Here is a 25,286-nt window from a genome sequence, read left to right as displayed (position 1 = left end):
GCGCGGGCGGTCAGCGTTTGCGCAGTTTGGGATTCAGGGCGTCGTTCAGACCGTCGCCGACCAGGTTCAGGGCGAGCACGATCAACATAATCGCCACGCCGGGCACGGCACTCAGGAACCATGACGATCGGATCAAGGTGCGGCCCTCGCCGACCATGCGGCCCCAGCTGGCGATGTTCGGGTCACCGAGGCCCAGGAAGGACACCACCGATTCGTACAGGATGGCGCCGGCCACCACCAGCGACGCCATCACGATGACCGGCGGCAGCGCGTTGGGCAGAATCTCGCGGAAGATGATGCGCCCCGGACTGAGCGCCACGGCACGGCAGGCCTGTACGAACTCACGCTCCTTCAGCGACAGGAATTCAGCACGGGTGAGTCGTGCAATCGGCGGCCATGACACCAAGCCCACGGCGATCGTGATGTTGCCGATCTTCGGTCCCAGCACAGACACCACCGTGAGCACGAAGACCACGTTCGGGATGATCTGGAACAGCTCGGTCAGGCGCATCAAAATCTCTTCCACCCAGCCGCCGTACCAGGTCGCCAGCGCGCCGACGGTAACGCCAATGGCGGTGGCCGCCGCAGCCGCCACCAGGCCGATCAGCAAGGTGGCGCGCGCGCCATGCACGATCATGGCGGTGATGTCGCGGCCCAATGCATCGGTGCCGAGCGGGTAGGCGCGGTCGGTGAAGGGCCAGATCTCCGGCGCGGCGACGATGCGCAGCGGATTGCCGGGGTACAGCAGGTCTGCCGTCATTGCCATCAGCACTACTAGCGCGAGCAACAAGGCACCGACCACTGCGCCGCGATGGCGGGCAAAACGGGCGATGAGTTGGTCGCTGCGCTTGGCGCGAACGGTGGGCGCCGGCGCGAGCGTTAAGGGCGTTGTCATGTCAGTGGGCCTTGATGCGCGGATCGAGCCGGGCGTAGAGAAGATCGATCAGGATGTTGGCCAGAATGACCACCACGGAACTCAGCACCAGAATGCCGAGCACCACCGGATAGTTGCGGCTCATCACGCTGTCGAACAGCACCCCGCCGATACCCGGCCAGCTGAAAACGGCCTCGACCACGATGCTGCCGCCCAGCACCGCGCCAAGTTGCAGACCAAACAGCGTGACCACTGGCAGCATGGCGTTGCGCGCCATGTGCCGCAGCACCACGGCACTGTGTTTCAGGCCTTTGGCGTGGGCGGTACGCACGTGGTCCATGCGGCTGACTTCCAGCATCGAGGCGCGCATCACGCGGGCATAGTTGGCGCTGTAGAACAGCCCGAGGGTCAGCGCGGGCAGGAACAGGTGATGCAAGATATCCACCGCTTGCGTCCACCAGCCCCCGTCGAGGCCGATGGTGACCATGCCGCCCACCGGGAACCAGCCCAGCTTCACGCAGAACAGGATGATCAGCATGATGCCGAGCCAGAAGCTTGGCGCGGCAAAGCACAGCACGGCAAACACCGACACCGCCGTGTCCCACCAGGTGTTCACCTTGAGCGCAGAGACGATGCCCGCAGCCGACCCCACCAGCACCGCGATCAGCAAGGCTGCAAACATCAGCAGCAAGGTCGCCGGCAGGTGCGCCCACAGCACGTCGATCACCGGCAGGTTGTGGCGGTACGAATAGCCCAGGTCCAGCTTGGCGACCGAGCCGATGTACTTCGCCAGCTGAATGGCCGGTGGCTGGTCCACCCCGTAGGTCACGCGCAAGCGATCGATCATGGCCTGGTCGGTCACCTGCTGCTCGGCCGTCATGACGTCCAGGAAGGTGCCGGGCACCATCTGGATCAACGTAAAGTTGAGGACAATCACGCCAAGCAGCAGGGGCACGGCCTGCAGGAGCCGGCGCAGCAGAAGAGCAAGCATTTCAACCCACCTTTTTAGCTGTCGATCCAGGCGTCATCGAGCGACTCGCCCTGGACGTTGGCACCACGCGTGACATTGCGTACCTTCTTGCCGGCCAGCGTGAAGGACTCCATTTCCACCAGCGGTACGATCGGCACATCGGTCGAGGCCAGCTTGGCAAAGTCTGCAGCCAGTTTCTGGCGTGCCTTTGGATTGGTTTCCGTCATCAGCTGTGACACCAGCGCATCCATGTCCTTGCTGGAGTACCCGGTTGCATTGCGGAAGGCTGCACCCTTGACGATGCCATCGGTCGTGAAAAACTGCGTCACCGTCGGCACCAGCTCCAGCGGCGCGGTGAAGTTGGAGATGGCAATGTCGTAGTCGTAGTCGCCATAGATGCGCTTGAGCGCGGTAGCGCGATCGACCGAGTCCAGCTTGACCTCCACGCCCACATCTTCGAGCGCCTGCTTGATGTACTGACCAAGCTTGGCATTCTCTTCAAACCATGCAGCAGCCACCACATTGACGGAAAAGCGCTTGCCGTCTTTCAGCGGCAGGCCGGCGGCGTCCAGCAGCGCGCCCGCCTTCTTGGGATCGAACGCATAGCGCGGCACATCGTCGGTATAGAACTGCTTGTTGCTGCTGAAGATCGGCGAGATGGCGGGCTTGCCCCGGCCGAAATAGATCGTATCGACGATGAACTGGCGGTTGATTGCATGCAGCAGCGCCTGGCGCACCTCCTTGCGCTTCACATGCTCACGGCGCTGGTTGAATTCGGCAGTCACGGTCCATGCCGAGTTCTCGTAGCCACGCGTGTCGACGACGACCTTGCCGGTTTTCACCAGACGGTCGATATCGCGTGCAGGCACCGGATTCGAATAGGCCACCGACAGCTCGCCGGTCTCCAGCGCCGCCGCGCGCGAAGCCGGGTCGCCCCACCAGCGGATGATCAGTTTGTCGAGATAGGGGCGGTTGGCGCTCCAGTAATTGGCATTGCGCGCATACAGCACATGGCTGCCGCGCACCCACTGGCCGTATTTCCACGGGCCGGTGCCGACCGGCGTGTTGTTCAGCGGGTTGGTCAGCAGGTCCTTGCCTTCGTACAGATGGCGCGGTACCACCAATTGGTATTGGCCCGCCAGGATGGACTTCAGGAAGAACTCAGGGGTCGGCTGGTCGAAGGTCAGCACCACGGTGTGGCTGTCGGGGGCGGTGACCTTGCTCAGGGCCTTGAGCGCGATGCCGGCCGAAATCGGCTTCCAGTGCTGCAGGAAGTTATAGACCACGTCTTTGGCGTCGAACTCTGCACCGTCATGCCACTTCACGCCTTTGCGCAAGGTGATGGTGTATTGCTTGAAGTCGGCAGATGGCGTGATGGTTTCTGCCAGCACCGGTTGGAACTCCAGTTTTTCGTCCAGCTTGAGCAGGCGCTCCAGGATTTTGGTCGAAGTCTGGAACGGGCTTGAACCTCCGCCGCCCGGCACGAACAGCGCTTGCGGCTCCAGGCCGCCCCAGGTGGCGACCAAGGTACCGCCGCGTTTGGGCGTGGCGGTTTGCGCGAAGGACGGAAGCGCCCAACCGCCAGAGGCCGCTAGTGCTACGCCAGAGATGCTGCGGAAATTGAATTGACGGCGTGACAGGCCGGACGTGCTCATAGGTGGTTCCTTGGTTCAGGGCAGGGTGGAGTAGCTGGCGCGACCGATGGCCAGCAGCACGCCTTGGTCGTTGTACAGGTCGACATCGGCGACGCCGACCGACTTGCCGGCGCGGCGCACGGTGGCAACGGCCAGCAAGTTGGTGTTGATGGCCGGGCGCAGGTAGTCGACGCGGAAGTTGATGGTCGGCAGGCCACGGCCGATCTGCATGCCGACAGCGAAGTCGCCCACCGTGTCGATGATGGCGGCCAGCGGACCGCCATGCCATTGGCCGGTGTTCGCACCGCGCTCGAAGGCCGGCAGAAAAGGAGCGGCCACCGTCAGCACGCCCTTGTCATGGTCGACTTCCTTCACATCCAGCTTCAGCGATGCGATGAAGGGGGAGTTCTCGAAGATGGCCTGGATATCGGCGGCGCCGAGTTTTTGGGGAGAGGGGATGCTCATGCGCCCACCAGTACCTTGCCGAAGACGTTGCGGTCTTCCAGGCTGGCGAGTGCCTGCGCGCCTTGCTCCAGCGGCCATTGCTTGTTGACAAGCACTTTGAGCTTCTTGGTTTGCACCAGCTCCAGCAGGCGGTGCAGGTCCTGGCGCTCCCAACCGTTCGAGCCAAGGATCTGCAGCTCGAAGGTCCAGATGAAGCGCAGGTCTTCCTTCGGATCGTAGCCGGCGGTGGCGCCGCAGGTCAGCACGCGGCCTCCCACACGCAGCACGCGAAGCGATTGGGTCCAGGTATCGCCGCCGGTGAAGTTGACCACGACATCGACACCGCCTTGCGGACCGTTGCGGCGGCGTCCGGGCTTGCCGTAGCGTGCGTAGATGGCTTTGACGAAATCCTCTTCGGTATACAGGATCACGTCGTCCGCCCCCAATTCACGCAGACGGTCGGCCTTTTCTTTGGAGCCGGCAGCAGCGATGACGGTGGCGCCGGCCAGCTTGGCCAGCTGCACGGCGCAGACGCCAACGCCGCCGCTGGCGCCGAGGATCAAGACCTTCTCTCCGGCTTTCACCTGGCCAATGGTTTCCATCATGCGCAGCGCGGTGCCATAGGCCACCGGCAAGGCGGCGGCTTCAGCAAAGCTGACGTCTTCCGGCAGCTTGATCAACTGGTGCGCGCCGACGCGGCACAACTCGGCCAGGCCGCCGTGGATGGTCTCGCCGACCAGGCCTCCGTTGACACGGTCGATCGGATCCACCAGCACGCGGTCGCCGACTTTCCAGTCGCTGACGTTGGCGCCGACTTCCGCTATTTCACCGGCCACGTCCAGGCCGATGATGATCGGGAAATCCAGGCGGATGCCCGGCATGCCACGGCGCGTGAACACATCGTGGTAGTTCAGCGACGATGCCTTGACGCGGACGACGACGTCATCAGGGCCGGGTGCCGGATCGGGGAATTGGGTGTCCAGCGTCAACTTGTCGTTGCCGCCGTGTTCGTGCAAAACAATGGCTTTCATGGGGAAACTCGCATCAAAAAATTACCAGGAGGCCAGACCTTGCAAGGCCTGCTCCGTGATGTGAATGCCGTGGCTCAGCACCGACTGGCGCCAGCCGCTGGCATAAGGAACGAATGCGTCGATCAGGTCATGGCGAAGGATGTCGTCGCGGGTGGCGTCCGCTGCCTGGCTGCTCTTGAAGCGCAGCCATTGGTCCAGCCGCAGCGCTTCGCCGACCTGGCGGCCGCGTGTGCCGAATTCGACGACGGCGCCGGCCACCTGGCGGCCCGGCAGGAACTGCTCGACACCACGGAATACCAGGCCTTGGTAGTTGGGGCGCGCCAAGCCGTGCGGACGCTGGTCGAGCACGCGCTCCTTGCCCCACCAGCTGGCGGCTTGTTGCTGCTCTTCGCTGCCTTCTTCGTTGAAGCACAGGAAGAAAGGCTCGCCGTATTCACCAATGCCGGTGTGCCAGTCGATCAGCGCCACTTTTTGCGACTGCGCCAGGTGCTCGCGCAGGATGGTTTCCAGTGTCAGGTTCGACCACTCACGCTGCTCTCCGCCATAGACCAGCCCTTGCGGATACTTGTATTGACCGCTGGCAGTGGCGTTGAAGGTGGCGTCTGCACCGTGCTCCTTGCGGAAGGCATCGACCGCTGCTGTTGCGGCTGCCAGCCCGGCCTGCGTCCACTGCGCCGGCACCAGGTGCGGGTGCAGAAGATCGTAGGCATCGTTGGGCGGATACGGCTTGCTGTGGTCGACAAAGTTGCGGTTCAGGTCGACGTTGTTTTCCGTTGTGCGTGTCTGGTGCGACCAGCCGTAGGGATTGATCGCGTGGATCAGCACCACGTTGGTGTCCGCCGGCAACGCGCGGGCGCTGCCGGTGGCCAGCCAGCCGATCTGCGCGGCCGAACCCGCAGCACCTTCGAGGCCGTGCGTGCCGCTGATGAGCAGCAAGGTGCGCGTTGCATCCGCAGGGCCGAGCCGGGCGACATCGATGCGCAGCGGCTGGCCATCGGGCGTCGTCTTGTCGGGGTGCGTGTAGCTGTGTACCGACGCGCCGACCGATTGGGCTTGCGTGATGAAGCGCAGGCGCGCATCGGCGTAGTCGCGCGAGAAAGCCTGCCAGTATTCCGGAATGGTGTCGGGCACTGGAGCCTCTACCGTAGACGCGGTGCTCATATTTGTTTCTCCTGCCCGAAGGCTTGCAAGCTGCCGGCCGCGATACCAGTGGTTTGCAGCGCCACCGCCACCGGGCCTTCATCGGTGTCGGCGAAATCGTTGAAAAGCGACGTGGCACGCTGGCCGGGCGCAAAGTTCAGCAGCTCGATGTAGTTGGCATCGAGGATCAGCGTTTGGTTGGTGGTTCCGGTGTGGTGGCGCCCCTGGGGCGCAAGTGAAAAACCCAGCTTCTGGTACGACGCGGTGGCGGCTTGCAGATCGTTGACGCGGACAATGGAATGGACCAGCCCGGTCACGGAAGGCAGTGACATCAAAGGTTCCTTGCTTGCTTGAAAGGGGGCAAGGTTCGCATGCAGCGCTGATGTGCGTCTACGAAGATTTCTTAATATTGGTATGCGGAATTTGGGTCGGCCGTCACTGTCTTCACTCTCTCCCGCTCGGCATGAAGCGGGGTAATCGGCGAGGTGTTGCATGGACCCGTGGCGTTGGCAGACTCAAGCGGGTTGCTGCCCCAAGCCGGTTTCCCGGCAGTTGCTGCCGCCCATTCAGACGGCTTGGAGCGCCGCCTCGCAGCCTCGTCGGATCAGCCCACACCCTGGCCATTCACGGCGCTGCCAGCAGCCCGGTGGGATGTCAGCTGCTGGATGGCAGAAAAATCAAACCGTTCCAGCAGATCGCGGAGCGCAGCGAAGAAGGGTGCGCTATCGCCCGAGGCGCTTTGGACGTCGATCCAGCGCTCCATATCGGTCAGGCGGCCCTGAAGCGCCAGATGGGTGAGTTCCTCCAAAGCCTGGTCTGCCGGCATGGCGTTCAGGGTTGGTGCAGCATCTCCCGTCTGCTTGGCAGGCTGCATCGGTGTTCGTGCCAGAACGGGCCACTCTGCCCAGGGGCCCTCGGTTAGCGGTGCAAGAAAGCTGAACGAAAACGTCGTTCCTGCGCCCGCGGTGCTCGTGACTCTCAGGGAGCCCCGATCGCCGAGACAATGCGTTGTGCAATGAACAGCCCCAAACCGGTGCTGCCGTTTTCCTTCTGCATTTGCTGGAAGGCGCCAAAAAATACCAATGCCCCGGTCCAGGTCAATGCCTGTTCCGGTATCGCTGACCGCAAAGCACAGCCCGCAGCCGCTTGCCTCCGGCCTGGTTCGGCCGCGGACTATCCGCGCGCGGGTGAAGCCGGCTTGCCCGCGCTTGCCGCCCGCACGGGCCACCAGGTCGCTCAGCTGTTGGGGCTCGCGAAGGCACCACCTCTGCGGTCCGAAGGCGCTGCCCAGCGCCCGATGACGTTCGACGACCGGCCGCTGTGCGGCTATGTGGAGGGGATCGACGGGCTGTTTGCATTGGTGGCGCATCCTGGCGTGATCCTGGCACCGTTCTTGGGCCGCCGCTGCGCGCAATCCGTTCTGATGGCATGAGGCGGACAGTGGCCGTCGGCCGAACCAGGCCGGTGGCACGCGGCCCAGGGCGTCCCGTAGCTGCTGCACTGCCGAACCCCCGCACGACTACTGTCTGCCGGCCCGGATTTTGTGGGCAGTCATTGCGCTACTTCACCAAATAAGCTGCAAAAAAGCAAAGGTCTATTGAATAAGGGTTTACAGTGGGTCAATATTCTTGAAAGGCGCCACCATGTCGACACTGTTGGGTTACTTCCTCTATTCAAGTCGGCTGGCTCCCGATTGCGATCCCACCGAAGTGGGCGCCATTGTGAAGGTAGCGCGGGAATTCAATGCGCTGCACGGCATCACCGGCATCCTGGTGTTCGATGGTGAGCGATTCACCCAGTACATCGAAGGGCCCGGTAGCGAAATCGATGCACTCGTACGCAATCTTGTCCGGGACCGCCGGCATACGGACTTTCTGCAACTGAATGCAGGCAGCGCACTGGAAGAGCGCCGCTATGCGACATGGTCGATGGGTTACAGCGATGTCAGCCTGGAAGAGCTGGACATCGACCTGATGGCCACCATTGATGGGGATGCGGCGCTGGACCTGTTTACGTCCGCCGTGGCGGAATTGGACCGTTTGTAACCCGTTGACAGCAGCAGCGATGGCACCCTCGGTGCTGCTGTCCCGGTGCATCCTGATCCCCCGATCAGCGATCCGCTCAACTTTCCTCCCACGATGGCGCAGCCGCCATACATTGCGCCGTCACCGCCTGGTTGGTGGTGACAACAGCGCAGGCAGGCCCTCTGCCGCCGTGCTGCCATGTCCACTGGATGCGCATCCGGGGGCGGGCGCGGCGCCTGCAGCGCCCTAGCCCAGCACAGTCTTGCCGCCAGCGCTGAAGGGGCCGGCCAGATGCGGCCGGGTGTGAACCCCGGCATGCTTGCGCTTAGGCTCCGGCCGCCTCGCCCATCCTCGTTCGTGTCGCCCGCAGTTTGTACGACCAGCCCTTCGGACAAACGGGGTTGCAGTCCCACCTGCGTTTTCCGCTACCGGCACTAGGATGTACTGGCGTGCGGTGCAACAGGTCCCGGGCCGGGCCACGGCACCGCGCAGCGCCAGGCGGGACATGCTGGAAAGCTGGAGAGCGCCGCTATGGCCTCCGCGACCCACTGCTCCGTTGCATGCCAAGCCCCATGCGTCGCCTCGAACGGCCTGGCCTGGTCAGCGCTGTCCCATTGCATGCGCCTTTTTCCGGCGCGCCACCAAGGAACCCACGATGACACATTCCGACGATGCTGATTTTCCGGCAAGGCTGAGCGCTGACGAGGCGGCCTTGCTCCAAGCAATGCCGCAACTCCAGGGCGTAGGCCAGGCACGGCGCAGCTTCATGATCCACTCGGCTGCCGGCAGTGTGGGCCTGTTTGCCGCTGATCTGCTGGCGCAGGAGGCGGCGCTGGCGCAGATGCCGCTGCCCCACGGTGCGGCGGTGGCGCCCACCAATGCGCAGAACGTGGTGAAGGTGGCTTTCCAGGTCAACGGCACAGCGCAGACGCTTGAGCTCGACTCGCGCGTGGTGTTGCTGGACGCGTTGCGTGAGCATCTGGCGTTGACGGGCTCCAAGAAGGGCTGCGACCAGGGGCAGTGCGGCGCCTGCACGGTACTGGTGGACGGCCAGCGCGTGCTGTCCTGCCTGACCCTGGCGGCGACGCTGGAAGGGCGCGAGGTGACCACCATCGAGGGCCTGGCCCAGGGCGAGCAGCTGCACCCGGTGCAAGCGGCCTTTATCAAGCACGACGGCTTTCAGTGTGGCTACTGCACCCCGGGACAGATCTGCTCGGCCATCGGTATGCTCGACGAGGCCCAGCGCGGCCATGTCAGCCATGTCACGGGCGACGTGCGCAAAACTACCACTCGCCTGACGGACGAAGAAATCAAGGAACGCATGAGTGGCAACATCTGCCGCTGCGGTGCCTACCCGGGCATGGTGGCGGCCGTGCAGGATGTCCATTCAGGGCGGCAAGCGGCCCAGACCTGGGGCTACGCCACCCAGACGCAGATCGCGTCCGACCGCAAGGAGGATGGCCATGCGACCATTTGAATATCTCCGGGTGTCCGATGCCGCATCTGCCGCCTCGGCCATCGGTGGCGTGCCAGGCGCCCAGTTTCTCGCTGGCGGCTCCAACCTTGTCGATCTGATGAAGGAGGATATCGAGCGGCCCACGCGCCTGGTCGACATCCGCCAACTGCCGCTGCGGCAGATCCAGCGCAGCCGCGCGGGACTGTCGCTGGGCGCGTTGGCCACCAACACCGAGACCGCCAACCATCCCCTGGTGCGCGAGAACTATCCGCTGCTGACCCAGGCCATCGTCGCAGGCGCCTCGGGGCAGTTGCGCAACATGGCGACCAATGGCGGCAATTTGCTGCAGCGCACGCGCTGCAATTATTTTTATGACACTGCCTCGCCCTGCAACAAGCGCGAGCCCGGCACCGGCTGCGGTGCGCGCGAAGGGCTGAACAAGATCCATGCGGTGTTCGGCTGGAGCGATGCCTGCGTCGCCACCTACCCGGGCGATATGGCCAACGCGCTGTATGCCCTCGATGCCAGCGTGCGCGTGCGGGCCACGGACGGGCGCGAGCGGCTGGTTCCGATTGCCGATCTCCACCGTTTGCCCGGCGATACGCCGCAGCGCGATACCAACCTGGCGCATGGCGACCTCATCGTGGCCATCGAGCTGCCCGTTGCGTCTGCGGAATTTGCCAGGCATTGCCACTATTTGAAAGTGCGCGACCGCAGCTCCTACGCCTTTGCGATGGTGTCCGTGGCAGCAGCGCTGCAACTGGAAGGGGGCACCATCCGCCAGGCGCGCGTGGTACTGGGCGGTGTTGCCCACAAGCCCTGGCGCAGTGCCGAGGCCGAGGCGGCCCTGGTGGGCCAGCGTGCCGACGAGGCAGTTTTCGCCAAGGCCGCCCAAGCGGCGCTGAGCGGTGCCAGGCCGCTGGCCCATAACGGCTACAAGGTGGAGCTGGGCCAACGTTCCGTGGTACGGGCGCTGATGCGTGCCGCCCAATGGGTTTGACGGCGAAGGAGGATCACCATGGCACGTTATCTAGGTAAAGGGACCACCCGCGTGGACGGGGTGGCCAAGGTCACTGGCAAGGCCAAGTACACGGCTGAATTCCGGGTGCCGCATGTCGCCTATGGCTTTGTCGTGCTGAGCACGGTGGCCAAAGGGCGCATCACGGCCATCGACACCCGCGAGGCCGAGCAGGCGGCCGGCGTGGTGCGCGTGTTCACCCATCTCAATGCCGGGCGGCTGGGCAAAGCGCCGGCTGCCGACGCAGAGCCGCAATGGGCCTGGCCGCTGCAATCGGACCGGGTGTTTTTCAACGGCCAGCCGATAGCGTTGGTGGTCGCGGAAAGCTACGAGCAGGCGCGCCATGCGGCGCGTCTGGTCAAGGCCAGCTACCAGAGCGAGGCCCATACCACGGCGTTGGAGGCGGTGCTGGACAAGGCCAAGCCCTCGTCTGACAACACGCCCCCACGCGGTGACCCTGACAAGGCACTGCAAGCAGCGGCCGTCAAGGTGGACGCCGAGTACCACATCCCCATCAACCACCACAACCCGATCGAGCCGCATGCCGCGATCGCACTGTGGGAGGGCGACAAGCTCACGGTCTTTGACAAGACCCAGGAGGTCTATGGCGTGCAAAAGCACCTGGCCGAAGGCCTGGGCGTGCCGGCGGAGAACATCCGTGTGGTGTCGCCCTTTGTCGGCGGCGCCTTTGGCTCCTCGCTCAAGCCCAACTACTATCCCTCGCTGACGGCGATGGCCGCCCGCGAGCTCAAGCGTCCGGTCAAGCTGGTGCTGACGCGCGCGCAGATGTTCACCGCGCATGGCTACCGGCCGCAGACGATCCAGAAGGTCAGGCTGGGCGCAGACGCCCATGGCAAGCTGCAGGCGATGGTGCAGGAGGCTTTCCACAACACCTCGTCGTTCGAGACCTTCTCGGACAACACGACCGGATTTCTCAAGCAGGTTTATGCCTGCGAGAACCTGAACATGCCGCTGAAGGTGGCCGCCACCGACCTGGCCACCCCCACCTGGATGCGTGCACCCGGCGCAGTGAGCGGTATGTTTGCGCTGGAGAGCGCGATGGACGAGCTGGCCTATGCGCTGAAGATGGATCCGATGGAGCTGCGCCTGGTCAACTATGCCGAGGTGGATCCCGAGAGTGGCAAGCCTTTCTCCAGCAAGGCGCTGCGCGAGTGCTACCGACTGGGGGCCGAGAAGTTCGGCTGGAAAAACCGCAAGCCTGAGCCGCGGTCGATGCGCGACGGCAAGCTGCTGGTGGGCTGGGGCATGGCATCGAGCGTGTGGGGAGCCATGCAGATGCCTGCAAGCGCCAAGATCACGTTCCGGCCGGATGGGACGGCGACCGTCTCGAGTGCCACCAGCGACATTGGCCCGGGCACCTACACCGTGATGACGATGATTGCGGCCGAGTTTCTGGGCCTGCAGCTGGACCAGGTGAGCTTTGAGCTGGGCGACACGCGCCAGCCGAAGGCGCCTGCGCAAGGCGGGTCCTGGACCACCTCCAGCGTCGGCTCGGCGGTGCGCGGCGCGGCCCTGGCCATCACCGCCAAGCTGCTGGCGCTGGCCCAGCGCGATGCCCACTCGCCATTGCAAGGCGCCAGTGCTGACGATGTGGAGATGCTCGATGGCCGCTTGCAGCGCAAGAGCGATACGGCGCGCGGGGTGGATATTGCCGGGCTCATGCGCAGCACCGGCACGGACGAGATCACCGAGGTCTACCAATCAACCCCATCGCCCGAGCGTGACAAATATGCCTCGCTCGCCCATGGCGCACAGTTTGTCGAGGTCAAGGTAGACCCCGATCTGGGGACGGTCCAGGTCACCCGCGTGATCGAGATCACTGCCTGCGGCAAGATCCTCAATCCGCTCGCCTCGCACAGCCAGGAGATTGGGGGAGTGGTGTGGGGCATCGGGATGGCGCTCGAAGAGGGCACCGAGGTGGACCACCGCACCGGGCGTTTCATGAATGCCAATTTGCAGCACTACCATGTGCCGGTCAATGCCGATATCCATGCGATCGAGACCGTGTTTGTCGAGGAGGACGACACCATCGTCAATCCGCTGGGGGTCAAGGGCATGGGCGAGCTGGGCATGGTCGGCATTCCGGCGGCCATCGCCAATGCCGTCTACCATGCCACCGGCAAGCGCATCCGCAGTCTTCCGATCACCCCGGACAAGCTGCTGTAAGTGCAACGTGTAAGGCAGCGGGCCGCGCACCGGTCCGCTGCAGTCCATCCGCTCGCCGCCGGATACGGTCAGCGGCGGGGTTGCAGAATGCTGTTCTTCACGGCCAGCACTTCGGCCATCGCGCTCACCGCGATCTCGGCCGGGGTCTTGCTGCCAATAGGCAGGCCCACTGGCGAATGCAGCCGCTGCAGCGATTGCTCCGTCTCGTCAAAGTGCTCGATAAAGCGTTGCTTGCGGCTGTCGGCGTTGCGCCGCGATCCTATTGCACCGACAAAGAAAGCCGGGCTGTGCAGTGCTTCCAGCAGCGCCAGGTCATCGAGCTTGGGGTCATGGCTCAACGCCAGGATGCAGCTGCGCGCGTCCGGCTTCATGCGGCGCACGGCGTCGTCCGGCATCTCGGTGCTGAGCTGGGCGCCTGCCACCGACCAGGTGTCGCGGTGCTCCATGCGCGGATCGCAGACAGTCACCTCGAAGTGGTTGAACAGCGCCATCACGGCCACATACTCTGCCAGTGCGCCCGCGCCGATCAGCAGCATGCGGTACTGGGGCCCCAGGGTGACTGAGAGCCTGGCACCATCAAATTGCACCGCCTCAGGTGCCGAGGCATCTGCCAGGCTGACACGCCCGGATTGGCAATCGACCGTGCGCTGCACCAGCTGACCTGCCTCCAGGCGCTGCACCAGCTCATCCATCACCGCTGGCGCCGGCGCAAACTCCAGCAGCAATTCCAAGGTGCCGCCACAGGGCAGGCCAAAGCGGTGGGCCTCGTCGGCGGTGATGCCATAACGCACCAGCTCCGGTGTGGACTGCGGCAGGGGACTGGCGCCATAGGCGCTGGTGTAGCGGTGCACCAGGTCGTCCTCAATGCAACCGCCGGACACCGAGCCGATGCAGGGACCGTCTTCGCGCAGCGCCATCATCGAGCCGATGGGGCGGGGGGACGATCCCCAGGTCTTGACGACGGTCACCAGCATGACGCGGTAGCCGCTGGCCAGCCAGCCGCGCGCGCAGCGCAGCACCCGCGCATCAACGTTTTCCATCGCTGGCCCCCTGTGCAAAAGCTCCGCTGGCCAGCAGCGCCTGTGCCCGCGCCAGGTCATCGCAGGTGTCGATATCGATGGCGATGCCAGGATCGTCCAGCAGCAAGCTGTGGGCCGTTCCCGCTTGCCGATGGGCACGCACAATGGCGCTGGCCCCTGTGTCGCCCTGCAGCTGCAGCAATGCCTCACGGCAAGTTCTGCCAAAACCCACCGGGTGGCCCTGTTGATCGCCACATTGCGGCACCACCACCGCATGCGTGGCCAGGCTTTGCGCTACCGCTGTCAGGCTCTGCCAGCGCACCAACGGCAGGTCGCCAGGCAGGACAAGCCAGCCATCGGCGTCTGCCGTCGCCGCCACGCCCCGGGCAATCGAATAGCCCATACCGTCCATCCCGGAGGATGAAACACCCTCGGCACGGCGAACCACATGGCAGGGCAGACCGGATGCCATAACGCTGCGCAGCACCTGCGCCAGCACCGTCCCATCTCCCAGCATCGCGTCGAGCTTGTAGGTTGTACCGCCCGAGCGCGCAAAGCGCCGGCCGTGGCCCGCGGCCAGGACCAGGACGGTAGGGCTGAAAGCTTGCAACATCTGGCTAGACCTCGGAATTGTTGCCTTGCACAGGCGGCAGGCTGACCGGCTGCCTGCCGGTGTGGGGCTGGGCGTTGAATGGTGGCTGGAGCACAGGCAAAACTTTCGTGCGGAGGGCACACGATCCATGCTGTGCCCCAGGTGGTTCTCCCGCTCGATTCTGATGGAAGCGATCGCGGGAACTCATTTGTGAAGCTAATAAGTGTATGAAGTGCTCATCAGCCGGTGATGTCCCGAACCGAGGCAGTGTCTGTCAGACCAGATGGACAGTGGCGTGATCGCTTGGCGGCCTTGTTCAGCCCAAACGCGCTCCGCTCTTCACATTGCTGGCGTGCCCCCGCACAGCGCATCCACCAGCAGCCCCAGTGCAGCGCTGCGGGGCGCGCCCTTGCGCAGCACCAGCTCATAGGGCTCGCTGCGCGATTGGAGGGTCAGATCGATGATGCCGACCAGGCCGTTGCGCGAGAAGTAGGTCGCGATGTCGTCGGAGACCAGGGCCACCAGGTCGTTGTTGCGCCCGAGCATCGTGACGGTGGCCAGCGCCGAAGTGGTCTCGATCAGGTGCGAGGGGAAATGGAGTCCCGCTTCCTGGAACTCGCGCTCCAGCAAACGGCGCATCGGCATGCGGGCGCGGTACACCAGCCAGCGGCTGTCCTGCAGGTCTTGCAATTGCACGGCCTTGGCGCCCATGGCAGGGTGGCGCACGCTGGCAATCACCGACAGCGACTCCTGCTTGATGAACAGGGAGTCATAGACCTCGGGCGTGCGGCTGACCGAGGAGCGGCAGATCGCCGCATGGATCTGGCCGCGCTCGATCATGCCCAGCAAGGTCTCGCTGGTGTCCTCGATGATCTCCACCGACATATGCGGCTGGCGCGCCAGCACGTTCGACAGCGCATCGGACAGCAGCGGCACCGCGCCCATGATGGTGCCGATGGCCAGGTGGCCGCCGACGCCGCTGGCGATGGCATCGAGCTCAAAGCGCAGCTGGTTGATGTCCGACTGGATCAGGCGGGCGAAACGCAGCGCGCAGTGCCCGGCCTCCGTCGGGATTAACCCTCGGTTTGTGCGTTCGAACAGGTCCACCTGCAACGTCGACTCCAGCTCGCGCAGCGCCTTGCTGGCGCCCGGCTGCGTGAGGCCGACTTTGTCCGCGGCGCCAAGCAGGGAGCCGCTTTCCTCGATGGCGATGAGCAGGCGCAGCTGCTTGGCATGCAGACGCGACATGACGGAATTGAGGCTGGGGATGCCGCTGGCCATGAATAAAAGTTATATCGGTATGGGAAGTCGTCAGTGTACCGAATGGGCCGTGCTGCCTAGACTTCGGGCCTTCTGATAGCAATGGATATAACTGGTAAAACGTTATGGCTCTGATCAACTATGTGACCGAAGTGCGCTTTGGCGCCGGTGTGCTGGCGGAACTGAAGGAAGTGTGCGAGAAGCTGGGTATTACCAATCCTTTGATCGTGACCGACAAAGGGGTGGAGGCCGCTGGCATCATCGACCAGGTCAAGCAGGCGCTGGGCGCTGCCCGGTTCAGCCTGTTCAACGGCACACCGCCCAATCCGTCGGAGACGGCCGTGCGCGCCGGCGTCGAGGCGCTGAATGGCAGCGACTGCGACGGCATCATCGCCGTGGGTGGCGGCTCGTCGATTGACCTGGCCAAGGCGGTGGCAGTATCGGCCCGCCATGAAGGCCCGCTGCGCCAGTTTGCGCTGATCGAGGGCGGTGCGCTGAAGATCACCGCCGCCACCTTGCCCCTCATCGCCGTGCCCACCACGGCGGGCACCGGCAGCGAAGTAGGGCGTGGCGCCATCATCATCCTGGACGATGGCCGCAAGGTCGGCATCCTCTCGCCCCATGTGATTCCCAAGGTCGCCATCTGCGACCCCAACCTGACCCTGGGCCTGCCGGCGGGCCTGACAGCCGCCACCGGCATGGATGCGATTGCGCACTGCATCGAGACCTTTCTGGCGCCTGCCTTCAACCCGCCGGCCGATGGCATTGCGCTCGATGGCCTGTGGCGCGCCTGGCGCCATATCGAGGTGGCCTTCCGCGATCCCGCCGATGTGGAGGCGCGCAGCAACATGATGAGTGCCTCGCTGCAAGGTGCGCTCGCCTTCCAGAAGGGCCTGGGCTGCGTGCACAGCCTCAGCCATTCGCTGGGCGGCATCAACCCCAAGCTGCACCACGGCACGCTCAACGCCATCCTGCTGCCGGCGGTGATCCGCTTCAACCGGGGCGCAGAGTCGGTGGTGCGCGACGACAAGATCGCGCGCCTGGCGCAGGCCATGGGTCTGCCCGAGGGCGTTTCGGTGGAGGAAGCCCTGGTCACCAAATCCCGCGCACTGCAGCTGCCCACGGGCCTGGCCGAGCTGGGCGTGAGCGAAGACCTGTTTGAGCGCATTGTGAAGGGCGCGCTGGCCGACCACAGCCACCGCACCAACCCGCGCGAGGCCAGCGCAGACGACTACGTCGAGATGCTGCGCCAGTCGATGTAATCCGGCACCTTCTACAAAACAGACGCAAGCCCGGCCGCCGCCGCGACGGCTGGCAGGCCGCAGGCTTGCGCACAGGCAGACATTCATAAATCAACAACCCGAGGTGGAGACATGAGCAGCAGCTCTCTGAATCACACGGCCACGATGGCCGACAAGGAAACCATGGTTCCGGATGCGGAACGCAAGCGCGCGCTGATTGGCAGCGCCGTGGGCAGCACCATCGAGTGGTACGACTACTTCCTCTACGGAACCATGTCGTCCATCATTTTTGCCAAGCAGTTTTTCCCCAGCGACAACGCGCTGGTCAGCCAGATGCTGTCGCTGGCCACGTTTGCGCTGGCCTTCCTGATCCGCCCGATTGGCGGCGTGATCTTCTCGCACATCGGCGACCGCATTGGCCGCAAGAAGACCTTGGCGATGACCCTGTCGATGATGGGCCTGTCGACCGTGCTGATGGGCCTGCTGCCCAATTACGCGCAGATTGGGATACTGGCGCCCATCCTGCTGACGGTATTGCGCCTGCTGCAAGGCCTGGCGCTGGGCGGCGAGTGGGGCGGCGGCGTGCTGCTGGCGGTCGAGTATTCGCCCCGCAAGAAGCGCGGTTTCTACGGCGCCGTGCCGCAGACCGGCGCGGTGCTGGGCCTGGCGCTGGGCAACATCATCACCTCGCTGCTGAGCGCAAGCATGAGCGAAGAGGCCTTCCTCTCCTGGGGCTGGCGCATTCCTTTTGTCGGCTCCATTGTGCTGGTGATGGTCGGCATGTGGATCCGCAATGCGGTGGGTGAGACGCCCTCGTTCAAGAAAATCCAGGCCAGCCGCAGCAGCGCGCCGATTCCGATCAAGCAGACCCTGCAGTTCCACTGGCGGGAAGTGCTGATCGCCATCGGCGCCAAGGTGGTGGAGACCTCGACCTTCTTCCTCTACGCCACCTTCACCATCTCGTACATGATGGACCACGGCTTTGCCCGCGCGACGATTCTCAATATCGTGCTGGTCTGCGCGCTGGTCGCCTTCCCCTGCATGCTGTGCTTCGGGCACCTGTCGGACAAGATCGGCCGCAAGAAGGTCTTCATTGGCGGCAGCATCGCGTTCATGCTCTGGATCTTCCCGTACTTCTGGCTGCTCGACCAGAAATCCGTCGGGGCAGCGGCGCTGGCCGTCGGCGTGGGTCTGGGCATCATCTGGTCCAGCTATGGCGCGATGATCGGCACCCTGCTGGCCGAGGCCTTCCCGCCGGACATCCGCTACACCGGCATGTCGCTGGGCTACCAGATTGGTGCAGCCCTGGTGGGCGGCCCGATGCCACTGATCGCCACCGCGCTGATCGCCTACTACAGCGGCAGTTATGTGCCGGTGGTGGTCTTCCTGGTGCTCTGTGCGCTGGTCTCCATCGTCGCCGTCGGCATTGCCCGCGACCGCAGCGGCCTGCCGCTGGACGAGTGATGGCCGGAATGCTGGCCTGAGCGGCCGGACCTGCCGCAGCGCTGCTGGCCTGCGGCAGGTCTTGCCCTTCCTGGCGGCCTTCGCGCGTCCCCTTCATCTTTTCCCCCAACGCAACTTCTTGAGGAAATCCTCCATGCAGATCACTGGAGACATGGTCATTGGCTACCGCACAGTGCGCGGCACCAGCGGCAGCCAACGCGCCTTCAACCCCACACTGAACGCCCCCATTGCCGAGCCCGAGTTTGGCCTGGGTGGCGACCACGAGGTCGAGCGGGCGGCCCGCCTGGCCGCTGCTGCCTTCGACCCGTATCGCCATCTGCCGCTGGCGCAGCGCGCGGCCTTTTTGGAGGCGATTGCCGAAGAAATCCTGCAACTGGGCGATGCGCTGATCGAGCGCGCCCATGCGGAAAGCGGTCTGCCGATTGCCCGGCTGACGGGCGAGCGCGGCCGCACCGTGGGCCAGTTGCGCCTGTTTGCCCAGGTGGTGCGCGACGGGCATTTTCTGCGCGCCACCATCGACACCGCCCAGCCCGATCGCCAGCCGCTGCCGCGTGCCGATCTGCGCCTGGCCAAGATCCCGCTGGGCCCGGTGGCAGTGTTTGGTGCCAGCAATTTTCCGCTGGCATTCTCGGTGGCTGGGGGTGACACCGCATCGGCACTGGCCGCTGGCGCGCCGGTGATTGTGAAGGCGCACAGCGCGCATCTGGGCACCTCTGAAATGGTGGCGCGGGCCGTGCAAAAGGCCGCGCAGCGCCAAGGCATGCCCGAAGGCGTATTCTCGCTGCTGGTGGGCGCAGGCCGTGGGCTGGGCGAGGCGCTGGTGGCCCACCCGGAGATCAAGGCCGTTGGCTTTACCGGCTCGCGGCAAGGTGGCCTGGCGCTATTGCGCATTGCCAACCACCGTGCGGAGCCCATCCCCGTCTATGCCGAGATGAGCAGCATCAACCCCGTCTTCTTGCTGCCCCAGGCGCTGGCTGCGCGGCCCGAGGCGCTGGCCCAGGGCTTTGCCGATTCGCTGGCGATGGGGGCAGGGCAGTTCTGCACCAACCCCGGCCTGGTGCTGGCCATCGACAGCCCTGCGCTCAGCACCTTTATCAGCGCGGCAGCCACCGCTATCCGCGCCAAGGGCGCACAAACCATGCTGACCGCCGGCATCCACCAGGCCTATGAGGCCGGCCGTGCGCAGCTGCAAGCCGCCGCTGGCGTGGAGCAGCTGGCCGCTGGCGTGGCCGCTGACCATGCCAACGCAGCCCAGGCCGCGCTGTATGTGACCAGCGCCCAGACCTGGTTGGCGAACGAGGCCTTGCAGTCAGAAATGTTTGGCCCGGCTTCCATCGTCGTCAAAGCCAGCAGCGTGGAGGAGTTGCTGCAGGTCGCCCAGCACCTGGAAGGCCAGCTCACCGCCACCTTGCACCTGGAGCAGGGCGACCACGACGGCGCCCGCGCGCTGCTGCCGGTGCTGGAGCGCAAGTGTGGCCGCATCCTCGTCAATGGCTTCCCCACCGGCGTCGAAGTGAGCCACGCGATGGTCCACGGCGGCCCGTTCCCCGCCACCTCCAACGCCATGTACACCTCCGTCGGCGCGAGTGCGATCGACCGCTTCCTGCGCCCGGTCTGCTACCAGGACCTGCCCGATGCGCTGCGGCCCGTGGCTTTGCAGAATGGCAATGCGCTGGGGCTGTGGCGGTTGGTGGATGGGCAGCCCAGCCAGGGGGCGGTGGGCTGAGGTTGGGTGCCAGCGCGCTGCAAGGGCTTTTTTGAGTAGCAAGCCAGGCGTTCCACCGCAATGGGGCGCCTGGCTCTCTGGGTGGAGGTAGCGCGCATCACCGGTGCCCGTCTTGCTGCGCTGGAGCGCCTGTTTTTGGTGGCGCGCACGCTGCCGCCACCACCTGGCGCGCGCTTATACCTTGGCGAGAAAGGCCGCCGCGTCACCCGCTTCGCACTTCCAGTCCGCGAAGACGCCCACCAGATTGCATTCCACGCAGTGGCAAGCGATGTAGTACCAGCGCACGTCATGTGTGCCCTTGTACACGGAGACGCCGGACACTAGCTCGAACACCTCGTTCTCACACACGCAGGCATGCCCCTCGGGGGTGGCTTCTTCCAGGTAGTCCGCGCTGTCGCCCATCAGGTGTTCCTGCCCGCAGTCGCTGCAGGTGCGGATGGCCACGCCGGCTTCTTCATCGGTCTGCAGCGCAAAAGTACGGCAGCCGCAATCGCATTTGGACGAGGCAAACCGGGTGGCCTCATAGCCATTCGCAACGCTGTAGCTGCGCAGCTCGGCCTGGGTGTCGCCGGACGTCGTCCCGTACATGAAATCGCCCTTTTTCGTCAGTGCCATTGGTGTTGTTCCATTCTTCAAGGTGGGCATACCGGCAGACCTGAGCCCAGGCTGCCTCGATCGGCTGAATTTTGCCTGAATGCACGGTGAATCGGCGCGAAGGGGCCAGGGCGGGGTGGTTGCCGACCATGCACACGCCAAACAGGCCGCGCTGTAGGTGACTAGCACGATCCTGACACTATGGCGAAAGCCTCTGTCTTGACGCTTTGGCACAAGAAAGGTACGCAATTCAGGCGCAATCTCAGGCGGGCTGTAACGGTATATCGCCCATAATGTTCCTTCGCCGATTCGGGCAACAATATCTCGCTTAGCGTTGGACTCACTACCAGGTCGGTCCTGGGCGGGCTTCAGAGGGACGCATCATGAGCGAACACAAGACCAGCCCGCAGGGTAAAACCATCCAGTTGTCAACACTGCCATTTCCCGTGGTGGGCATTGGCGCTTCGGCGGGGGGCATTTCGGCCGTCATTCGCCTGCTTGAGCATGTACCGCGCGACAGTGGCATGGCTTTTGTGGTGGTGCTGCACCTGTCGTCCAGCCACGAGAGCCACGCGCCGAAGATATTTCAGCACGCAACGCCGATGAAGGTCGTCCAGGTCAGAGAGACGACTGCCATCGAAGCGGACCATGTCTATGTGATAGCACCGGGCTCTCAGCTGCAGATGGATGACAGCCACCTGGTCGTCGAGCCGGGCCAGCGTCCCCGCGGTGCCCTGGTGACCATCGATGTGTTTTTCCGCACGCTCGCCATCGCGCATCGTGAGCGGGCGATTGCGCTGGTGCTGTCGGGTGGCGGCAGTGACGGCTCCGTGGGCCTTGCCGAGATCAAGCAGGAAGGTGGCGTCACGATGGTGCAGAAGCCTTCGGACGCAGAGCACTCCAGCATGCCCAATGCGGCTGTGGAAACGGGCCTGGCCGACTTCATACTGCCGGTGCACGAGATGGGCCAGAAGCTGGTGGACTTGTGGCAAAACGCCCGCACCATGCTGCTGCCCCAGGTACCGGAGCCGCAGCCTGAGGCATCGTCTTCTGCAGAGATCGAGGACGAGATGGCGCAGAGAGCCATCCGCGACGTTCTCGATATTCTGTTGCAACGTACGCAGAATGATTTTCACCACTACAAGCTGGGGACGGTACTGCGACGGCTGCAGCGAAGGATGCAGATCACCCGTCAGCCCAGTCTGCAGCATTACCGCGAATACCTGGTCAGCCATCCGCAAGAAACCAGCCCGCTGCTGCAGGACATGCTGATCAGCGTGACCAGCTTCTTTCGCGACCGCGAAGCCTTTGACATGCTCGACCAGCTCTACGGGCAGTTGCTTGCCAAGCAGCGTCCGGAGCAAGCCAGAGCTTGGGTGGTAGGTTGCGCGACCGGTGAGGAGGCTTACTCGGTGGCCATGATGCTCAACGACCACGTGGCCGAGATGAAGAGCGTGAGTGCACAGATATTCGCATCGGACATCGACGAGCGGGCCTTGGCCCGCGCGCGTACGGGCCACTATCCATCGGGCGCCGCCCACGATATCTCTGCGACACGTTTGCGTCGGTATCTGGAGCCCACTGACAACGGCCTGCGTGTCAAGAAGGCACTGCGCGAGCAGATCCTGTTCACCCGCCACAACGTGTTGCGCGATGCGCCTTTCTCGCGGGTCGACATCATTTCATGCCGCAATCTGCTGATCTACCTGGACCGTTCCATCCAGATTGAGGTGCTCAAGGTCTTCCACTTTGCATTGAATCCGGGCGGGCTGCTCATCTTGGGCTCGGCGGAAACGGCAGACGCCATGCCCAACCACTTTGCGGTGGTGGACAAGAAGCACCGCATCTACCGCGCCACCCCATTGGCGGCTCAGCGCCGCGAGTTGCTGCCGCTGCGCACGGTCTCGATCCCTACCGCACCCGTGCCTGAGCTGGAATCGCAGTCATCTCCGATTGCTGATCTGCACCAGCGTTTTTTGCAAGTCCATGCTGGCGTCAGCATTTTTGTCGATGCGCAATTCAAGATACTGCACACCAGCAAGGGTGCGAGCCATTATTTGCGCTATGCCGAGGGCCAGCCCTCGCAAGGGCTGATGGAATCCCTGCTTCCCAAGCTCGTGCCATCGCTGCGTCCAGCGCTGTTGCTGGTGGCCCGCGAGGGCGGCAGCGCAGCTGCTCGGCCGGTCACCATCGATGGAGAAGTGGGCCCGATTGTGGTGCGCATGTCTGTGTATGGCGGCTCGCTAATGGCTGCCAGCGGCCAGCTGCTGATCAGGTTCGAAGAGGTGCATCAGGACCTGGGTATGGGCAGTGAAGGCGTCGATCCCGCCGTGGATATCCTGGAGAGGGAGCTGCAGCGGCTGGGACAGCAGCTGCAGGGGACATTGGGTGAATCGGTCTATTCGGACGAGGCATTGCGCGCCTCGAATGAGGAGCTGCAGTCGATGAACGAGGAAATGCGTTCAACGACGGAAGAGCTGGAAACCAGCAAGGAAGAACTTCAGTCGGTCAATGAGGAACTGTCTACCGTCAACTTTGAGCTCAAGCACAAGGTGGAGGAGGCGGACCGGGTCAATGACGATCTGAGCAATCTGATCGCGTCGATGAACATCGCCACGCTGTTCGTAGACCGCGATCTCCGCATCAAAGGATTCACACCGCTGGCAAGCTCGGTGTTCAGCGTTCTGTCGTCGGATGTCGGGCGGTCCTTGCTGGACCTCACCCACCGCCTCAAGCATGAGGGGCTGAGCGAAGATGTGCAGCATGTGATCGCCACCCTGAGCCCGATCGAGCGCGAGCTGGCTTCGGCAGATGGCCGCTGGTACCTGATGCGTGTCTCGGTCTACCGCACCAGCGAAAACCGTATCAATGGCGCCGTGCTCAACTTCATTGACGTAACCGAGCGCCGCCAGGCGCAGGAGGCCGTACGCGTTCGGGACGAGCGCCTGCGCATGGTGGCAGAGACCACGCGTGACTATGCGATGGTCACCATGGACAGTGCAGGCGCCATCACGGGCTGGAACCGAGGCGCCGAGCTGATGTTCGGCTACACCGAGCTGGAAGTGCTGGACCAGCATTTCCGCATGCTGTTTTCACCTGAAGACCGCCAGGCCGGTCAACCCGAAGAAGAGCTGCGCCAGGCCCTTGCAGAGGGCCGCGCTCTGGATGAGCGTTGGCATCTGCGCAAGGATGGTTCGCGTTTTTACTGCAGCGGAATCACCAGCTGCTTTTTTGAAGGCACCACCCATGCGTTCGCAAAGATTGCGCGCGATCTGACTGAGCGGCAACGCTTGGAGAAGCAGCAGGCCGATCTGCTGCGTGCCGAGCAGCAGGTGCGCAAGCGCCTGGAATCCGCTACCGCGGCGGGCAGCGAGTTTCTGGCGGTGATGTCCCATGAGCTCAAGGGGCCGCTGAACCTGATGCTCTTGAACGCCGAGGTGCTCAGCCGCGCCGAGCAGATCCAGTCCGCTGCTCCGCTGATCCGGGCCGCTGAAAACATCAAGCGCACGGTGCGCTCGCAGGCACGCATCATTGATGACCTGCTCGACCTGTCGCGCCTGAACACCGGAAAACTGGCATTGCAGCCAAGCACCTTCGCCGTTCGGCCATTGATTGATCGCATCATTGAAGCGATCCAGGTCCATGCACGCACCAAGCAGATTTCGGTGAGCTGCAGCGGAGACGATGTCACCATCGAAGCCGACCCTATTCGCATAGAGCAAGTCATCTGGAACCTGGTGAGCAACGCAGTCAAGTTCACGCCGCCTGGAGGCACGGTCAAGGTGGCGGTGGGCGAGAGCGATGGCTGGGCTTCCATCTCGGTGGCGGACAGCGGCAAGGGCATTGCGCCGCAGTTTCTCCCGTATGTCTTTGACATGTTCATGCAGGAAGATGGCAGCGCCTACACCCGCAAGTCCGAAGGGCTGGGGATTGGGCTTGCGCTCGTCAAGAGTCTTGTAGAGCTGCATGGCGGTGAGGTGGGTGTGACTTCCTCCGGGCTTGACCAAGGTGCCTGTTTTACCCTGCGTCTGCCCTTGCTGGTCGGCTCCAGGGGCAGCCCGCAGCCCGGAAAGCCCGGTGGGCTGCCGTCGCAGGGCGTGCGCGTGCTGCTGGTCGATGATGACGAAGATGCGCTGGAGCTGACATCACTGCTGCTGGAAGACAGTGGTTTTGCGGTAACCAAGGCGGGAGATGCCAGCCAAGCCATTGCGCATGCCCAGCAGTCCGATTTTGACGTGATCGTTTCCGATATTGCGATGCCCGTCATGGACGGGCGCCATATGCTCAGGGAGCTCAAACACTTGCCGGGCACGGCCAATGCAGCGGCCATCGCGGTCAGCGGCTTCGGGCGGCCGGAAGATGAGCAACTGTCGCTGCAGGCGGGGTTCGACCTTCACCTGAAAAAGCCTATCACGATCCAGGTGCTGGTGACCGCCATCGGCATGTTGCTGGAGCGGGCGCGCTGAGATCAGCAACGCAGTTGCAAGCTGGGCACAGGCGGCTCCTCGTGGCTTGGGCTGCTGACCTGGCCTGTGGGTGATGACGAAATGCTGGGCGGCTCTAGGGAAGCTGTCCGACACAAACCATGCGGTGGAGACGAAGCTGTGCCAAA

21 protein-coding genes are annotated in these 25,286 nt (G+C 64.0%); 9 read left to right on the top strand and 12 right to left on the bottom strand.

Going from position 1 to position 25,286, the window contains the following annotated elements:
- Positions 1–10: 10 nt before the first annotated feature.
- The 8 genes from MJ205_RS11750 to MJ205_RS11715 all read right to left on the bottom strand — a co-directional run bounded on the left by MJ205_RS11750 (position 11) and on the right by MJ205_RS11715 (position 6,919).
- On the bottom strand, positions 11–895 hold the full coding sequence (locus MJ205_RS11750; RefSeq protein WP_239812608.1) for an ABC transporter permease: 885 nt from the start codon (positions 893–895) through the stop codon (positions 11–13).
- Between the two features lies 1 nt (position 896).
- Entirely contained in the window at positions 897–1,865 is a 969-nt protein-coding gene (locus tag MJ205_RS11745) for an ABC transporter permease (protein WP_239812607.1), read from the bottom strand.
- A 14-nt stretch (positions 1,866–1,879) separates the two neighbouring features.
- On the bottom strand, positions 1,880–3,499 hold the full coding sequence (locus MJ205_RS11740) for an ABC transporter substrate-binding protein (RefSeq protein ID WP_239812606.1): 1,620 nt from the start codon (positions 3,497–3,499) through the stop codon (positions 1,880–1,882).
- Between the two features lie 15 nt (positions 3,500–3,514).
- The gene (locus tag MJ205_RS11735; RefSeq protein WP_239812605.1) at positions 3,515–3,943 is read right to left on the bottom strand and encodes a PaaI family thioesterase; all 429 of its coding nucleotides are present in this window, start codon (positions 3,941–3,943) and stop codon (positions 3,515–3,517) included.
- Entirely contained in the window at positions 3,940–4,953 is a 1,014-nt protein-coding gene (locus tag MJ205_RS11730; protein WP_239812604.1) for a quinone oxidoreductase family protein, read from the bottom strand. The genes MJ205_RS11735 and MJ205_RS11730 overlap by 4 nt, the downstream gene beginning before the upstream one ends.
- A 21-nt stretch (positions 4,954–4,974) precedes the next feature.
- Positions 4,975–6,114, bottom strand: a complete 1,140-nt coding sequence (locus tag MJ205_RS11725) for a M14 family metallopeptidase (RefSeq protein WP_239812603.1) — start codon at positions 6,112–6,114, stop codon at positions 4,975–4,977.
- Positions 6,111–6,425 (bottom strand): VOC family protein, encoded by a 315-nt coding sequence (locus tag MJ205_RS11720; protein WP_239812602.1) that lies wholly within the window; start codon positions 6,423–6,425, stop codon positions 6,111–6,113. The genes MJ205_RS11725 and MJ205_RS11720 overlap by 4 nt, the downstream gene beginning before the upstream one ends.
- A 272-nt stretch (positions 6,426–6,697) precedes the next feature.
- Positions 6,698–6,919: a hypothetical protein gene (locus MJ205_RS11715; protein ID WP_239812601.1), complete on the bottom strand. Its 222-nt coding sequence runs from the start codon at positions 6,917–6,919 to the stop codon at positions 6,698–6,700.
- Positions 6,920–7,108: 189 nt separating this feature from the next.
- Between MJ205_RS11715 and MJ205_RS11710 the strand changes: the two genes are divergently transcribed.
- The 5 genes from MJ205_RS11710 (at position 7,109) to MJ205_RS11690 (ending at position 12,778) form a co-directional block, all read left to right on the top strand.
- Positions 7,109–7,525: a hypothetical protein gene (locus MJ205_RS11710; RefSeq protein ID WP_239812600.1), complete on the top strand. Its 417-nt coding sequence runs from the start codon at positions 7,109–7,111 to the stop codon at positions 7,523–7,525.
- Positions 7,526–7,736: 211 nt separating this feature from the next.
- Complete coding sequence (locus MJ205_RS11705) at positions 7,737–8,138, top strand: BLUF domain-containing protein (protein ID WP_239812599.1); 402 nt, start codon at positions 7,737–7,739, stop codon at positions 8,136–8,138.
- A 634-nt stretch (positions 8,139–8,772) separates the two neighbouring features.
- Entirely contained in the window at positions 8,773–9,594 is an 822-nt protein-coding gene (locus MJ205_RS11700; protein ID WP_239812598.1) for a 2Fe-2S iron-sulfur cluster-binding protein, read from the top strand.
- Positions 9,581–10,573, top strand: coding sequence for an FAD binding domain-containing protein (locus tag MJ205_RS11695; RefSeq protein WP_239812597.1), 993 nt, complete (start codon positions 9,581–9,583; stop codon positions 10,571–10,573). The genes MJ205_RS11700 and MJ205_RS11695 overlap by 14 nt, the downstream gene beginning before the upstream one ends.
- An 18-nt stretch (positions 10,574–10,591) precedes the next feature.
- Positions 10,592–12,778 (top strand): xanthine dehydrogenase family protein molybdopterin-binding subunit, encoded by a 2,187-nt coding sequence (locus tag MJ205_RS11690; protein ID WP_239812596.1) that lies wholly within the window; start codon positions 10,592–10,594, stop codon positions 12,776–12,778.
- A gap of 68 nt (positions 12,779–12,846) precedes the next feature.
- Here the strand turns inward: MJ205_RS11690 and MJ205_RS11685 are convergent, their stop codons facing one another.
- From MJ205_RS11685 to MJ205_RS11675, 3 genes are all read right to left on the bottom strand, one after another.
- Positions 12,847–13,818, bottom strand: coding sequence for an XdhC family protein (locus MJ205_RS11685; RefSeq protein ID WP_239812595.1), 972 nt, complete (start codon positions 13,816–13,818; stop codon positions 12,847–12,849).
- Entirely contained in the window at positions 13,805–14,410 is a 606-nt protein-coding gene (locus tag MJ205_RS11680) for a nucleotidyltransferase family protein (RefSeq protein ID WP_239812594.1), read from the bottom strand. The genes MJ205_RS11685 and MJ205_RS11680 overlap by 14 nt, the downstream gene beginning before the upstream one ends.
- A gap of 318 nt (positions 14,411–14,728) precedes the next feature.
- Positions 14,729–15,670 carry a LysR family transcriptional regulator gene (locus MJ205_RS11675; protein ID WP_446715070.1) on the bottom strand — a complete coding sequence of 314 codons (942 nt, stop codon included), beginning with the start codon at positions 15,668–15,670 and terminating at the stop codon, positions 14,729–14,731.
- 104 nt (positions 15,671–15,774) lie between these two features.
- Here MJ205_RS11675 and MJ205_RS11670 point away from each other — a divergent pair, with 104 nt between their 5' ends.
- The 3 genes from MJ205_RS11670 (at position 15,775) to MJ205_RS11660 (ending at position 20,080) form a co-directional block, all read left to right on the top strand.
- Positions 15,775–16,911 (top strand): iron-containing alcohol dehydrogenase, encoded by a 1,137-nt coding sequence (locus MJ205_RS11670; RefSeq protein ID WP_239812593.1) that lies wholly within the window; start codon positions 15,775–15,777, stop codon positions 16,909–16,911.
- A 111-nt stretch (positions 16,912–17,022) separates the two neighbouring features.
- Positions 17,023–18,354: an MFS transporter gene (locus MJ205_RS11665; RefSeq protein ID WP_239812592.1), complete on the top strand. Its 1,332-nt coding sequence runs from the start codon at positions 17,023–17,025 to the stop codon at positions 18,352–18,354.
- Between the two features lie 133 nt (positions 18,355–18,487).
- Positions 18,488–20,080 carry an aldehyde dehydrogenase (NADP(+)) gene (locus MJ205_RS11660; protein ID WP_239812591.1) on the top strand — a complete coding sequence of 531 codons (1,593 nt, stop codon included), beginning with the start codon at positions 18,488–18,490 and terminating at the stop codon, positions 20,078–20,080.
- A 174-nt stretch (positions 20,081–20,254) separates the two neighbouring features.
- On the opposite strand, the gene MJ205_RS11655 is transcribed toward MJ205_RS11660, so the two are convergent.
- Complete coding sequence (locus tag MJ205_RS11655) at positions 20,255–20,695, bottom strand: hypothetical protein (RefSeq protein WP_239812590.1); 441 nt, start codon at positions 20,693–20,695, stop codon at positions 20,255–20,257.
- A 362-nt stretch (positions 20,696–21,057) separates the two neighbouring features.
- Between MJ205_RS11655 and MJ205_RS11650 the strand changes: the two genes are divergently transcribed.
- The gene (locus tag MJ205_RS11650; protein ID WP_239812589.1) at positions 21,058–25,140 is read left to right on the top strand and encodes a CheR family methyltransferase; all 4,083 of its coding nucleotides are present in this window, start codon (positions 21,058–21,060) and stop codon (positions 25,138–25,140) included.
- Positions 25,141–25,286 lie beyond the last annotated feature (146 nt).

The sequence above is a fragment of the Comamonas sp. B21-038 genome, from assembly GCF_022387135.1.
GTDB lineage: Bacteria > Pseudomonadota > Gammaproteobacteria > Burkholderiales > Burkholderiaceae_C > Comamonas > Comamonas sediminis.
The sequence above is the reverse complement of the archived record's forward strand: the minus strand, read 5'-3'. Positions and strand labels throughout refer to the sequence as shown.